Origin of the sequence: Pseudonocardia broussonetiae (assembly GCF_013155125.1) — a bacterium.
GTDB lineage: Bacteria > Actinomycetota > Actinomycetes > Mycobacteriales > Pseudonocardiaceae > Pseudonocardia > Pseudonocardia broussonetiae.
In genome coordinates this window covers 4,045,990-4,060,031 of sequence record NZ_CP053564.1, presented here as the reverse complement: position 1 = coordinate 4,060,031, position 14,042 = coordinate 4,045,990, and the positions used below count along the sequence as shown (strand labels likewise).

General features: G+C 72.2%; 12 protein-coding genes. 6 read left to right on the top strand and 6 right to left on the bottom strand.

Features of this window, described 5'->3' with window-relative positions; all coding sequences use genetic code 11:
• Window positions 1-9: 9 nt before the first annotated feature.
• Together HOP40_RS19990 and HOP40_RS19985 are read right to left on the bottom strand one after the other, a co-directional pair.
• On the bottom strand, window positions 10-1,977 hold the full coding sequence (locus tag HOP40_RS19990) for a heavy metal translocating P-type ATPase (RefSeq protein ID WP_172160843.1): 1,968 nt from the start codon (window positions 1,975-1,977) through the stop codon (window positions 10-12).
• Complete coding sequence (locus tag HOP40_RS19985; protein ID WP_172160841.1) at window positions 1,970-2,341, bottom strand: ArsR/SmtB family transcription factor; 372 nt, start codon at window positions 2,339-2,341, stop codon at window positions 1,970-1,972. The genes HOP40_RS19990 and HOP40_RS19985 overlap by 8 nt, the downstream gene beginning before the upstream one ends.
• Window positions 2,342-2,531: 190 nt before the next feature.
• Between HOP40_RS19985 and HOP40_RS19980 the strand changes: the two genes are divergently transcribed.
• Window positions 2,532-3,167, top strand: coding sequence for a class I SAM-dependent methyltransferase (locus tag HOP40_RS19980; protein WP_240157156.1), 636 nt, complete (start codon window positions 2,532-2,534; stop codon window positions 3,165-3,167).
• A 157-nt stretch (window positions 3,168-3,324) separates the two neighbouring features.
• Here the strand turns inward: HOP40_RS19980 and HOP40_RS19975 are convergent, their stop codons facing one another.
• From HOP40_RS19975 to HOP40_RS19960, 4 genes are all read right to left on the bottom strand, one after another.
• Window positions 3,325-4,707 (bottom strand): MDR family MFS transporter, encoded by a 1,383-nt coding sequence (locus HOP40_RS19975; protein WP_172160839.1) that lies wholly within the window; start codon window positions 4,705-4,707, stop codon window positions 3,325-3,327.
• Complete coding sequence (locus HOP40_RS19970) at window positions 4,707-5,777, bottom strand: PLP-dependent cysteine synthase family protein (RefSeq protein ID WP_420821826.1); 1,071 nt, start codon at window positions 5,775-5,777, stop codon at window positions 4,707-4,709. Before HOP40_RS19970 ends, HOP40_RS19975 begins: the two co-directional genes overlap by 1 nt.
• An 831-nt stretch (window positions 5,778-6,608) precedes the next feature.
• Window positions 6,609-6,950, bottom strand: coding sequence for a YnfA family protein (locus tag HOP40_RS19965; RefSeq protein WP_172160838.1), 342 nt, complete (start codon window positions 6,948-6,950; stop codon window positions 6,609-6,611).
• A complete protein-coding gene (locus tag HOP40_RS19960) occupies window positions 6,944-7,777 on the bottom strand; it encodes a MerR family transcriptional regulator (protein ID WP_172160836.1) in 834 nt (277 codons plus the stop codon). The genes HOP40_RS19965 and HOP40_RS19960 overlap by 7 nt, the downstream gene beginning before the upstream one ends.
• 1,126 nt (window positions 7,778-8,903) lie before the next feature.
• Here HOP40_RS19960 and HOP40_RS19955 point away from each other — a divergent pair.
• The 5 genes from HOP40_RS19955 to HOP40_RS19935 are packed head-to-tail and all read left to right on the top strand — an operon-like array spanning window position 8,904 to window position 14,004.
• On the top strand, window positions 8,904-9,200 hold the full coding sequence (locus HOP40_RS19955; protein WP_172160834.1) for a hypothetical protein: 297 nt from the start codon (window positions 8,904-8,906) through the stop codon (window positions 9,198-9,200).
• A 12-nt stretch (window positions 9,201-9,212) separates the two neighbouring features.
• A complete protein-coding gene (locus HOP40_RS19950; protein ID WP_172160832.1) occupies window positions 9,213-9,866 on the top strand; it encodes a DUF8175 domain-containg protein in 654 nt (217 codons plus the stop codon).
• On the top strand, window positions 9,863-11,017 hold the full coding sequence (locus tag HOP40_RS19945; RefSeq protein WP_172160830.1) for a TrbL/VirB6 family protein: 1,155 nt from the start codon (window positions 9,863-9,865) through the stop codon (window positions 11,015-11,017). Before HOP40_RS19950 ends, HOP40_RS19945 begins: the two co-directional genes overlap by 4 nt.
• Window positions 11,014-12,504, top strand: a complete 1,491-nt coding sequence (locus HOP40_RS19940) for an SCO6880 family protein (RefSeq protein ID WP_172160828.1) — start codon at window positions 11,014-11,016, stop codon at window positions 12,502-12,504. Before HOP40_RS19945 ends, HOP40_RS19940 begins: the two co-directional genes overlap by 4 nt.
• A gap of 24 nt (window positions 12,505-12,528) precedes the next feature.
• Window positions 12,529-14,004: a hypothetical protein gene (locus tag HOP40_RS19935; RefSeq protein ID WP_172160826.1), complete on the top strand. Its 1,476-nt coding sequence runs from the start codon at window positions 12,529-12,531 to the stop codon at window positions 14,002-14,004.
• Window positions 14,005-14,042: the final 38 nt, after the last annotated feature.

Sequence of the window (14,042 nt, the reverse complement as noted above, 5' to 3'; positions counted from 1 at the left end):
GTACGGATGTCAGATCTTGACGCCGCTAGCGACGGGCCGGGTCGGATCCGCGGCGGGTTCCGGCGCTCGGCTGGGCAGGGGGCGGGCCCGCCCAGCGCGGACGCCGTTGGCGATGACCACGATCTCGGCGAGCTCGTGTACGGCGACGACGGCGGCGAGGCCGAGGACGCCGAGCAGAGCCAACGGCATCAGCACGATGACGATGGCCAGTGACAACCCGACGTTCTGAAGCATGATCGTCCGGGCGCGGCGGGCGTGGTCCAGCGCCTGGGGCAGGTGGCGCAGGTCCTCGCCCATCAGCGCGACGTCGGCGGTCTCGATGGCCACGTCGGTGCCCATCGCGCCCATCGCAATCCCCAGGTCGGCGGTGGCCAGCGCGGGGGCGTCGTTGACACCGTCGCCGACCATCGCGGTGGGCCGCTCGGTGCGCAGTGTCGCGATCAGGGTGGCCTTGTCCTCGGGGCGCAGCTCGGCATGCACTTCGGTGATCCCGGCCTGCGCGGCCAGCGCGGTGGCGGTGGCGCGGTTGTCGCCGGTGAGCATCGCGATCCGGTACCCGTCGCGGCGCAACCGGCTGACGACCTCGGCGGCCTCGGGGCGGAGTTCGTCGCGGACCGCGACCGCCCCGAGCAGCTCTCCGTCGGCCTCGATGAGCACCGCGGTGGCCCCGTCGGCCTGCATCCGCGCCACCGGGTCGGCCAGCGCGCCCGCGTCGATCCAGCCCGGCCGGCCCAGCCGCAGCGCCCGGCCGTCGCGCCGGCCGGTCAGTCCGGCGCCGGGCACCGCCTGCACGTCGGTGGCCGGGGTGGGCTGGTCGACCGCGGCCAGGATTGCCCGGGCGAGGGGGTGTTCGCTGCGCGCCTCCAGCGCCGCGGCGAGGTCGAGGACCTGTTCGCGGGAGGCGCCGGCGGCGGTGGCGACCTCGATCACGACGGGTCGGTTGCGGGTCAGGGTGCCGGTCTTGTCCAGCGCGATCCCCCGGATCCGACCCATGCCCTCCAACGCGGCGCCGCCCTTGACCAGCACACCCATCTTGCTGGCCGCGCCGATCGCGGCGACCACGGTGACCGGCACCGAGATGGCCAGTGCGCACGGGGACGCGGCCACGAGCACCACCAGGGCGCGTTCGATCCACACCAGCGGGTCGCCGAGGACGCTGCCGATCGCGGCGATCAACGCGGCGGCGACCATCACCCCCGGGACCAGTGGTTTGGCGATGCGGTCGGCGAGGCGCTGGGCGGCGCCCTTGCGGGCCTGCTCAGCCTCGACGATGGCCACGATCCGGGCCAGCGAGTTGTTCTCCGCGGTGGTGGTGACCTCGACCTCGAGCACCCCGCTGCCGTTGATCGACCCGGCGAACACCTCGTCGCCGGGGCCGGCCTCGACCGGAACCGATTCCCCGGTGATCGCCGAGACGTCCAGGGCGGTGCGCCCGACGGCGATCCGGCCGTCGGTGGCCACCCGTTCACCGGGACGGACCAGCATGGTGTCCCCGACCCGCAGCTCGGTCGGGGCGACCACGATCTCCTGGCCGGCGCGCAGCACGGTGGCCTGCTCGGGGACCAGCGACAGCAGGGCGCGCAGCCCGCGCCGCGTGCGGGCCAGCGAGTACTCCTCCAGGCCTTCGCTGATGGAGAACAGGAACGCCAGCATCGCGGCTTCGCCGACCTCGCCGAGCAGCACGGCGCCGACGGCGGCGATCGTCATCAGGGTGCCGACCCCGATCTTGCCCTTGGCCAGGCGGCGCAGCGTGGAGGGCACGAACGTCCACGCCCCCACCGCCAACGCCGCGGCCTGCAGAGCGAGTTCCAGCGGCGCCGGCCCACCGGTCCAGCCGACGATCAGTGACGCCGCCAGCAGCACCCCCGACCCCGCGGCGAACCGCAGCTCGCTGACCTCCCACAGCCGCTCCGGCTCGCGTTCTGCGCCCTCGTCGCCGCGGGGCTCGTCGTCACCGCAGCCACACGCGTCACTCACCACGCACTCCCGAGACCTCGGCGCCGAAGTTCGGGCACAGGGCCACCGCCGAGCCGGTCGCGCCCAGCAGCGTCTGCGCCGCGGCGAGCAGGTCCAGCAGCTCCGGGCGGGTCAGCGCGTAGAACATCTGCCGCCCCTCGGGCCGACCCTGCACCAGTCCGCAGTCGCGCAGGCACGCCAGGTGCGCCGACACCGTCGACTGGGCCAGCCCCAATCGCACGGTCAGGTCCACCACCCTCGCCTCACCCGCGGCCAGGCGCTGCACGATCGCCAGCCGGGTCGTGTCCGACAGACTGTGGAACAGCGCCGCCGCCGGAACCAGCTCCTGCCGCGGCGGAGCCGACGTCTCACCTGACATCGTCATGCGGCGATGATAGCGGACCCGGACAATGTTGGGCCAGCCGCCTCACAGCTCTTCGTGCCCGCCGGGTCGTGAACTCCGTCGCCGCCGCCCGGGGTGGTGGCGATGCAGGCGCTGGACAACTCCGAGACAAGCCTGATATTCATCGTTGAACAGCGATGCCAACAGCTTCGAACGATGACGGAGGTCGGACATGTTGATGAACCGGGTGGAGACCGCGCTGGTGAACAGCCCGCCGCGGCGGGCGCTGCAGCGGTTCTACGAGACACCGACGCTGCTGCGCCTCGGCGGGGTGCTGGCGCCGGACGCCCACGTGCTGGAGGTCGGGTGCGGCGCCGGGTACGGCACCGAGCTGATCCTGCGGCGCTTCGCCGCGGCCCGGGTGGACGCGATCGACCTCGACCCGGCGATGGTCACCCGGGCCCGCCGTCGACTGGGCGGCTACGGAGAGCGGGTGCGGCTGGCCGTCGGGGACATGACCGACCTGCGGGCCGCACTGGGCGCCGCCGACGCCGGCTACGACGCGGTGTTCGACTTCGCGATCATCCACCACGTCCCGGACTGGCGGGCCGCGCTGACCGAGATCGCCCGGGTGCTGCGCCCGGGCGGCCGGTTCTACTTCGACGAGGTCACCGCCGCGGCGCTGGCCACCCGTGGCTACCGGTGGCTGTTCGACCACCCCACCCATGACCGGTTCAGCGGCCCCGACTTCGTCGCCGAGCTCGAACGCCAGGGACTGCGCGTCGGACCGCGCTGGCTGACCCGCATCCGCGGCCATTACCTGCTCGGCGTCGCCGACCGTCCGCTGCCGTCGCCAGGTCAGCCATGATCCGACCGCGGCCCGGATCTCGACGACAGCAGCGTCCGTCGCCATCGGTCCCCCACGACCGGGCATGGTGACAACCGCTGCAAACGCCTCGAGCGCACGCCTGCGCCATCCGGAATACAGCCTTGGTGCGCATGTTCTCCGGAGATGCGCGGCGGCATCACCGCCTCGACGGAGCGCTCGTGATCAAGCTCTTCGACCGACTGTCGGACGCGCTCGGTACCGCGCCTGCGGACCCGGCCCCCGGTGGGCGGCGGCGCAGGCGGTGCCGTCCACCCCGGGGCCGGGTCGGCTCCTCGGCCGGCAGCAGACCGCGACGGCGTAACGCACCCACCGCGGCCGCACAGCCGACCCCGACGATGATCAGCACCAGCCACGGAGCCGCCGGAACGCCGGTGGACCGTGCGATGTCCAGTGCCCAGCCGGTCCCCAGGTTGCCCAGCAGGATGCCCACGCCGCAGACGGTGTTGTAGAGCCCGTAGTGGGTGGCGACCCGGCGGTTCCCGGAGAGCGCGACGATGGTGTTCATCTCGAACGGGAACACGATCGTCGTGCCCAGGGCGAGCACCGCGGCCGACAGCACCAGCGCGGCCATGCCGACCACCTCGCCCAAACGGCCGGGACCCGGCGGAACCGCCTCGGCGGCGAGGAGCGGCACGAACGCTGCGGCCAGGACGAGCAGCCCGGCGGCCATCGAACGGGCGGGCCCGAGCCGGATACGGCACCAGTCGGTGACCCGCAGCTGGCCGAGGATGGTCACCAGGCCGGACACGGCGAACAGGACGGCGACCAGGATCGTGGCGTCAGACGCGGTCGCGGTGACCACCTGGGCCTGCAGAGGCAGGGCCAGGTAGACCTGGAACGACAGGACGTACGACCCGGCCATCGCCGCGGCGAACAATAGGAAGGACCGGTTGCCGAGGATCTCCCGCCAGCCCGACGAGGTCGCGTCGGCGCCGCCGTCCTGTGGGCCGCCGCGCGGCGGAAGGGCTCGGATCTGCAGCAGGGTCAGCACGGCGAAGACCCCCGCGGCCACCAGGCACGTCACCGAGAACGCGATGCCGGTGAGCGCCAGCCCGACGAGCGGGCCGAGCAGGATGCCCGCCTGGTAGAACACGCTGAACAGGGCGAACGCCTCGACCCGCCGCTCCCCCGCGTCGTGCGCCAGGTAGGCGCGGACCGCGGGATTGAACAACGCACCGGCGAATCCCGTCGCCGCCGAGGCCACGATCAGCGCCGGTACGGAGTCGACGAACCCCAGCAGCGCGAACCCGACAGTCCGCAGCGCGCACCCGGCCACGATCAGCGGCTTGTACCCGAAGCGGTCGGCCAGGGCGCCGCCGACGAGGAACATGCCCTGCTGGGCGAAGTTGCGGACCCCGAGGATCAGCCCCACCAGCCACGTCGCGAGCCCCAGCCCGCCCGACAGGTGGGCCGCCAGGTACGGGATCAGCATGTAGAAGCCGAGGTTGATGGTGAGCTGGTTGAGCAGCAGCAGCTGCACCGGTCTCGAGAAGGAGCGGTACTGGGTCAGCGTGCGCATCACGGGATCCGCGTCGTGCCGGAACGGGTGGGGTCGACGACGGTCGTGCACCGCGTCCAGCTCGTCACCTCGCGCTCGCCCGGGTCGTCGATGCGGGCGGGATGGAGGTCGGGGGCCGCACCAAGCAGGCCGTGGCGGCGGCAGAACTCGTCGTTGTAGACGGTGTCGAAGTAGCGCTGCGGGCCGTCGGGGAAGATCGCCACGATCCGTGTCCCGGCGGGATGCGTACGGGCGGCCCAGCCGGCAACCAGCCCGACCGCGCCCACGCTCCAACCACCGCTCGCGTAGCTCGTCGAGGCCAGCCGCCGGCACGCCCACACGGCCTCGGCGGGTGCGACCCAGTGGACCTCGTCGAACGTCGGGTAGTCGACGTTGCGCGGGTAGATGCTCGAACCCAGGCCGCGCATCAGCCGCGGGCGTGGGGACTGGCCGAAGATCGTCGATCCGATAGCGTCGACCCCGATCACCCGCAGGTCGGGGAGGTGTTCGCGGAGCACGGAGGATAGTCCTGCCGAGTGACCACCGGTGCCGACCGAGCACACGAGGATGTCGATGCCGTCGGTCTGCTCGAGGAGCTCATGTGCCATCGGCGCGTAGGCCGCGACGTTGTCGGGGTTGTGGTACTGGTCCGGGCAGTAGGCGCCCGGGTGGTCGCGCAGGATGCTGCCGACGGCGCGACGGCGCGCCTCCTGCCAGCCGCCCTCGGCGCACGGCTCGTCGACGGTGTGGACCTCGGCTCCGTATGCCCGCAGGAGCCGGAGCATGAGCGGCTCCATACCGGGGTCGCTCACCAACGTCACCGGGTGTCCGTAGGCGATCCCGGCCAGGGCCAGGCCGAGGCCGAGGGTGCCGCTCGTGGATTCGACGATCCGGGCGCCGTCGGCGAGATCGCCGCGTTCCCTGGCGCGCCGGACCATGTGGAGGGCCGGCCGGTCCTTGATCCCCCCGGGATTGAAGCCCTCCAACTTCGCCCAGAAGCCCCGCGGGTCACCGGTGAAGGGCTGATCGATTCTGACGAGGGGGGTGTTGCCGACCACCAGCGGCAGTCGGGGAGCCGGCGGGCCGGCCAGGATGGGATCCGTTGCAGGGAGGGACAGGGCACGTGCGGTCACAGGACGTTCCTCGGATCACGCCGCAGGCGCGGCGACGGGCGGGACAGGAGCACATCTCCGGTCCTGTCACGTCCTCGCGATACACAGCCTGTCGAGCAGACGTCGACCTGTGGGCGCGCAGCCCCGGCCTTCGGCCCGTCTTGCACGACGGTGTTCCGGTGCCGCCGTGCCGTGGGTCACGTCGGGCACATCGACGGGCTCGCCCCGGTCCGGTACGCACGTGGGTCCCCGCCAGGTCGAGGCACCGGCCATGTGCTCATCTGCGTGGTGGTCCTCGCAGTGCTCGCTCGCCATGGCGTCTGGCGGTGCGGTCGAGACCGACGGGAGGCCGATGCACAGGCCGGTCGACTGAGCGAGCGCCAGGACCACGAACAGCAGGACCACGGCTGTCCTTCGCCGTACGACCCGCCTCTCGCCGCTCACAGTGATCGGACGCTAACATTCTGCTAGCGACACGATCGAGGGATCCCCGAGCCGCCCCGTACCTGTCCGAACGCGGGCCCGACGGGCGCGTCTCGCCGGTCGGGCCTCGACATCTCAGCCGGTTCAGGCGGCGCGCGCAGGCGAAGTGCCGCCGACGCTCGTGAGCAGGGCTGCGGCGACGCGTGCCGCTGGTCCCAGGCCCTTCTACGAGACGTGGGTCCTAAACGACCCGGCCGGCATTGGCGTCGAGGACGTCCGACCCCTCCGCGACGAGATCGAACGCTGCGTCCGAACCCTGCTCGCCGGGCCTACTCACCTCGGCGTCCACCTCATCCGACCGGTGCCCGCCGCGAGAGCGATATGTGATCAGGTCAGGCCGGTACGGGGGGCGTACATGATGACGGCGACGCCCGCGAGGCAGACCAGTGCGCCGGTGACGTCGTACCGGTCGGGCCGGTAGCCGTCGGCGACCATGCCCCACGCGAGGGAACCGGCGACGAAGACCCCGCCGTAGGCAGCCAGGATCCGGCCGAAATGGGCGTCGGGTTGGAGCGTGGCGACGAAGCCGTACAGGCCCAGCGCGATGACCCCGGCACCGATCCACACCCATCCCCGGTGCTCGCGGACCCCCTGCCAGACCAACCAGGCGCCACCGATCTCGAACAGGGCGGCGACGACGAACAACGCGATAGAACGTGCGATCAGCACCGGTCCCGGGGCTCCTCTGACTCAGCGGTGAACAGGGCGGCCACGAGCGGTTCGGCGCCCTCCGGTGCATGGGCGGTCAGCACGACGGTCGCGCCGATGAAGGTGAGTTCGAAGGTGAAGAACGGGCAGCACTGTTGTTCGGCCACCACCAGCTCGGCGAGCCGGCCCGCGTCGACGGCGGGCAGCCGTACCGCGATTCCACCGTCTCGCAGCTCCTCGCGGTCGGCGGCGGCGAGGAGCGTGCGCCACTGCTCGATCCGGTCGGAGTACCCGTCGCCGTCGAGCGAACAGGCGATCGTCGATCTGCCGGATTCGGCATCGACCCTCGGCGGGAGCGTCGACGTCCGACGGCCGACCGCCAGGGCGGCCGCCCGGTCGGGAAGCTCGTGCAGGAACTCGCACGCGGGATCACACGGGCCGTCCTTGGCCGGGAGAACCTTCAGGTGCGCGAGGGCGGAAGTGAGCCGATCGCGGAAGGTGCGCAGGTCCGCGATGCGCTCGTCGGCGGCGGTGATCTGCGCGGCGACCATGGGCCGCAGCTCGTCGCGGATCTCGCGGCACATGCCGCCGTCCCACACGCCGAGCAGCTCGCGGATCTGATCGAGCGGCAGGCCGAGGTGCTTCGCCGCCGCGATGAACCGGACACGTTCGGCGTCGGCATCGGTGTAGAGCCGGTACCCGCCCGGGGTGCGGCCAGCGGGTACGAGACCTTCCTTCTCGTAGTAGCGCAGCGTCGTCGCCGGGACACCGGCGCGCTCCGCGAGCTGGGATATCCGATAGGTGCTCACCCCTGACACGCTAATCCTTCGAGCCGACTCGAAGGTCAAGCACAATGCACTCGGAGACATCTCCGACGGGGGCGCCCGACACCCGGGATCCGTTTGCGGTGGCCGAGGTCGGGGCGATCCACACCCTGGTGACGTCGCCCGGCTGCACCGACTGCTCACCGAGCACCCGACCCCGGCCACGGCGCCCGGGCGACGACGGTACGTCGCGCACCGCGTTGCAAGTCGTCACCGACTGGCCGGGGCACGTCCCCCACGGCGCGGACAGCGTGCGGGCGCTGGTCGAGGCCGGCGCGGACGTCGTCGCCCGCTTCCGCGGACCTCACGAGCGCGGCGGCAGGTCCGCTGGAGAGATCGACCGGCAGGCGTAAATGCGCGACCTGCCTTTACGCCACGCACGCGGCGATCCACTTTGACCCTGTATCGCTGCACGTCGTCCCGTGCGCAGTCGACGCGGGTCACGAGTTGAACGACCTGGCTGTGTCCGAGGCCTCGAGCCCATAACAGCGCTCTGTGCCCGTACCGGTGGCCCGCGGTTCCCCGAGCTGGCGGACGTAGCGGGGAACGAGTCGGGCGCGAGATGACGCGGATTCTGTCGATCGACAGCTCATCTCGATCCGGGGAATCCGATGCCCGATCAGGACGCACATAGTCTGCATTCCGCGATACCTACTGTGGCCGGGGTCGCTGGTGGAGTAGGGACGACAACCGTCGCGTGTGCGTTGGGCGGCGCGGATCGCGGGGTCTTCACCGGGCGAGCCGTCGATGTTCTCGTCTGCCGGAGCACCGCCGACTCGGTGATCCGAGCTGGACGGGCGGCGCAGCTGGTCGGCGGTGTCGGGCCTCGGCCGGTTCTCGCAGTCACGGCAGTTGACGGGGTGCGACCGACCCGCGCACTTCTCGCACGGCTGCGCCTGCTCGAACCCCACGCTGCCGCAGTGGTTCTGCTACCGCACGTTGGGCTGTGGCGCGCCTCGGCGGCACCGCTCGACGGGGTCCGCCAGATCCTCGGCCGATCGCTCGAAGAGATGCCGCGAGCTGCGCGCGGATACGCCCGCGCCATCGGGGAGCTGACGGCCGCGCTCGGCGCAGGTCCCCGCCCGACGGGTACAGCCGTCGGCCGCGCAGCACCACGCCAAGTGTCACCCAGCCGAAGGGAACCCACCCCGTGAAGATCAACCTGCTCACCCCGACCGCGGGCTGGCTGGCCGTCGCACCGCCGAACCCCGACGCCACGGTGCCGCCCGGACTCGGCGACTTCGCCGACCAGATTCTGGGCTGGTTGAAGTGGGGAGTCCTGTTCTCCGGCGTGCTCGGCATCCTGGTCTGCGCAGTAATGATCATCATCGGGCGCCGGAACCGTTCCGCGACCGCCTACGAAGGGCTCGTCGGATCGGCGTGGATCCTGGGCGGGCTCGCGTTGGCCTCGGTGGCGGCCGTCATCGTCGGCGCGTTCCAGGTGTAGGCGGACCCGACGATGAGCCTCTCCCTCGCTACCGACGACCGCCGATCACGCCGTCGACGTCATGCTCTCGCTTCGGCCGGTCTGACGACGGCGCTGCTTGCGCTCGGCCTGGCGCTGTCGGTGCCGACCGACCAAGCCGAGGTCGTCGCGCCGCCGGATGTGGTGAGCCTGGCCCGGGTACCGGGCGGGGTTGCCGCCGTCTCTCAACGCCACGGCCCGACACTCACGGCGGACGGCCGCGCCGCAGGTTTCACCCATGACGAGCTCGGCGCCGCGCTGGCGGCCAGCAACCTTGCACCGCGGGTCAGCTCGGCCGCGGGACCCGAGGTCTACGAGACGACGCTCATGGGGCAGTGCTGGGGGGACCCGGCCGGCATACTCGCTCGGCTGCGCGCCGAGCTGCCGGCGTCGGACTCGGCGGCGGCCGGACCCGCGACGGCTGCGCGGTCGCTGTACTACCGGACCATCGCCGGTGATCCGCAGGGCGACTACGTCGTCATGTCGCTGCTCGCCGACACCGAACAGGCCCGCACGGCGGGCGGTCTGGCCCGCGTCGACCTGACGCTGCGGTGGGACGACGGGGACTGGCGGCTGCGCGTCCCGACGCCGCGACCGTCCCTGCATCCGGACACCTCCGGCTATTTCCTGCTCGGAGCGCTGCCGTGATCGCGGTCCTGGCCCAGGCGCAGGAGGAATGCGGGACGTTCGACCTCGGCTGCAAGGCGGGTCAGGCCGTCGGAGGTGTCCTGCAGGGGCTAGTCGCCACCGTGGCTCAGGGGGCCGCGGACCTGGTCGTCTCGACGTCGACGTGGTGGGCGACCACCGACAGCGTCGATCCCCGCGATTCCGCGGTCCTCGCGGCGCAGGGCGCGACGAGCTGGGTGGTCGGCGCGGTCCTGGTCGGCTCGGTGCTGGTCCAGGCGATCCGGCTGATCCTGTCCCGCAAGGCGGAGCCGCTGATCATGGTCGCCACCGGGCTGTTCCGCTTCGCCGTGGTGTCCGCGCTCGGGCTCACCACGCTGCACTTGGCGTTGCAGGCCGGTGACGCGCTGGCCATGCAGCTGCTGGCGGACGCGGCGAACAACTTCGCCTTGTTCATGGTCGACGCCCTGACCGCGCCCGGTGACAACCTGTTCGTCACGTTGATCGTGGCGGTCCTCGCCGCGATCCTGTCGCTGGTCCAGTGGCTGTTGATGGCGATGCGCCAGGCCGGGTTGCTCGTGTTGGCCGCGATGCTCCCACTGGCCGCGTCCGGGTCGCTGACGAAGTCGACGCGGGGCTGGCTCGACAAGCTCATCGTCTGGCTGCTCGCGATGGTTCTCTACAAGCCGGCCGCGGCGTTCATCTACTACATCGGGTTCTCCTACCTGTCCTCGCCGAACTCCAACGCGCCGGGCGACGTCTCCACCCAGATCGCCGGGATCATGGTCCTGCTCCTCGCCGTCATCGCGATGCCGATCATGCTGAAGTTCTTCTCCTGGTCCGGGACGCAGATCGCCGGCTCGGGCGGGGGCGGATCAGGGTTCATCGGCGCCGCAGGTGCGATCGCCCTGGCCCAGGGATCCGGGCGCTCGCCCGCCGTGCAGCGGGCCGTGGATCTGGACGCGTCCGGTCCCGGTTCGGCCGGACCCGCTGCCGGGGGCGGCGCGCCAGCACCAGCAGGCGCCGCCCCGGGGGCAGCGTCCGGTGGAATCGGTGCCGCAGCCGGCGCGGCTGCCGGTTCCGTGGCGGGCGCCGCGGTCCTCGCGGCCCAGGTGAGCAAGACGGTCGGAACGGGCATGACGTCGGGCGCCCCGGACGCGGACGGGCCGCCATGACCACCCGCTCCGACGAGCGCGTGCCGGGACCGCGGCTCTACGGCAACTGGCGTCCCGAGCGCGGCTGGGGCATCGGGTCGCTATCGACCTCGGCGACGGTGGCGGTGTTCCTCGCCGTCCTCGCCCCGGTTCTGGCGATCTCGACGGTGCCTCGCGCCGCGCTGCCACTGGCCGGGATCGGCGCCGTCGTCATCGGTGCGGTCGTGGTCCGCGTCGGGGGCGTCACCGCCGCGGAGGCGGTGACCCGCCGGTTCCGGTTCAGCCGGGCCCGGGCCGGTGGGTGGACCGAGCTGTCCGCCGGGGTCCTCACCGACCACCCGCGCGCGCATGACCTACCCGGTGTCCTCGCTCCACTCGTCCCCCTCGACGTCGACGACGGGCGCGGCGGACGGCACGCGCTGTTGTGGGACCGGATCTCGGGAACACTCACCGCGGTCCTGCGCTGCTCCCCCATCGGTCTCGACCTCGCCGACACCGCCCAGACCGACCTCTGGGTCGCGTCCTGGGGCGTGTTCCTCGCCGATCTCGGCTACCAGCCGCTCGTCCAGCATGTCGCGGTCACCGTCGACACCGCTCCCAGCGGTGGCACAACCGTGCGCGACCACGTCGCGGCCGCACTCGACCCGCGGGCACCCGCCCTGTCCCGGACAGTGCTCGACGAGCTCGTCGCGATCACACCGACGACAGCGGCCGAGGTCGACGCCCGGCTCACCGTCACGTTCGACCCGAACCGCGCCAACCCCCGACCCACGGACCTGTTCGCGGCCGTGGTCGACGTCGGCCGCTGGCTACCCGGCATCGAGACCGGGCTCGGCACCTGCGGGGTCGCCGTGCTCGACCGGGCGACCACGAGCTGGCTGACCGGACGCATCCGCGTCGCCTTCGATCCGGCCGCTCGATCCGAGATCACCCGCCTCGACGACCGCGCCGCGCTGCTCGCCTGGTCCGAGGCCGGGCCGGTCGCCGCGCAGGAGAGCTGGGAGACCTACCGGCACGACTCGGGGATCTCGGTGTCCTGGGCACTGCGGGAGGCGCCCCGCCAGGCCGTCGCCCCTCGCGTCCTCGCCTCGCTCCTGACCCCGGGCCCGTATCCACGGCGGGTCACCTGGCTCTACGAGCCCTACCCCGCCGACCAGGCCGCCGCCAAGGTCGAGGCCGAGGTCACGTCCGGGCAGATCCGGCGGGCCTGGGCCGCGCGGACCCGCCGCGACGAGACCCAGCGCGAACGCGATGACCGCGACCGCGCCCTCCAGTCGGCCCGCGAGGAGGCCGAGGGCGCCGGAGTGGGCCGGTTCACCGTCTACCTCACCACCACGGTCACCGACCCCGACGACCTACCCGCCGCAGTCGCCGACCTCGAGCAGCGGGCCGGGCAGGCCAAGCTCCGGCTCCGCCGCCTGCGCGGCGCACAGGCGGCCGGCTTCGCCGCCGCTCTCGGGGTCGGCATCAACCCGGCCGAGACAGCCCGCAACCGCACACGGCGCTGAACCCCGCTGCTGAGGAGGACTCGCATGGAGCACAGGACCGTTGACCCGGCGCTGCCTTTCCGGGAACGGCCCGTCCCCCGCCGCTGGGGATGGCCGGTACGCGGTGGAGGGCGCGCGGCGCATGTCGAGGCGGGCGTCCGCTACGCCGCCACCACCAGCCAACTCTGCGGGCTGTTCCCGTTCGCGGTGTCCTCCGGGGCGTCGGTGCACGGCGTGCCGATCGGGCGCCACATGCACACCGCGGAGCCGGTCGGGCTCGATCCCGCCGAGTGGCTGCGTACAGGGCTGGTGTCCAACACCGGCGTCTGGGTCCAAGGCCAGCCGGGGATCGGCAAGAGCTCCATCACCAAGCGCATGATCACCGGGCTCGTCGGCTACGGAATGACCGCCGTCATCCCAGGCGACATCAAGGGCGAGTACACCCCGCTGATCACCGCGCTGGGGGGCTCGGTGTGGCGCATCGGGCGGGGTCTGCACGCGCTCAACCCCCTCGACGCCGGACCGCTGTCCGCCGCTCACGACCGATCGAACGGGGCCGTGCGCGAACGACTTCACGAAACGATCAGGGCCCGCCGGCTGTCGTTGCTCGAAGCATTGATCACCATCGTCCGCCGCGGAGACGTCACCGTCACCGAACGCCGGCTGCTCGGCGCCGCCCTCGACACCGCGGCCGACGGCCTGGGCCGGTCGGAGCCGGTGATCCCTGACGTCCTCGACGTCCTGGCCACTGGTGTAGGCCCGCTACAGGGGATCGCGGCGAGCAGCGACGACGCCGACTACCGGCGCGCGACCCGCGAGCTCACGAACACGCTCGGGCTGCTGTGTGAGGGGGCTATCCGGGGGATCTTCGACCGCCAGTCCAGCGTCGTCGCCGATCCGCACACCGCAGCGCTGTCGCTCGACATCTCCGCGCTCGACGAGGACGACGACGATGTCGTCGCGGCGGCGATGCTTTGTTCCTGGGCCTGGTCGGCGAGCCTGATCGACGCCACCCACGCGCTCGGAGAGCGCCGTAACGTCGTCCAGGTCCAAGACGAGCTGTGGCGCGCCCTGCGGGCGGCGCCCGGTCTGGTCGAGCGCTCCGACCGGATCACCCGGCTCAACCGGCACCGCGGTGTCGTGTCGTTCCAGGTCACCCACTCCCTCGACGACCTCGAAGCCCTGCCCACCGAAGCCGACCGGGCCAAGGCCCGCGGCATGGCCTCTCGCAATGGGATCCTGCTGCTGGGCGGCATGGCCGACAAGGAACTCGACGGGCTTCGCCGCATCACCTCATTGACCGCCGGAGAGGCCTCCCTCATCACGTCCTGGGCGGCACCCCCGACCTGGCACTCCGGACGCCTCCACCCCGGCCGCGGCAAGTACCTGATCAAGTCCGGCGAACGCATGGGCCTGCCGGTCGCGCTCACACTCACCCCCACCGAGCAGCAGCTCTACGACACCGACGGCGCCTTCCGGCGCCCGGTGACGTCCGCTCCCCCGGCCGGGCACCGGCCATGAGCAACCCGAGCTCGCCGATCCTGCGTGACGCCGCCGCG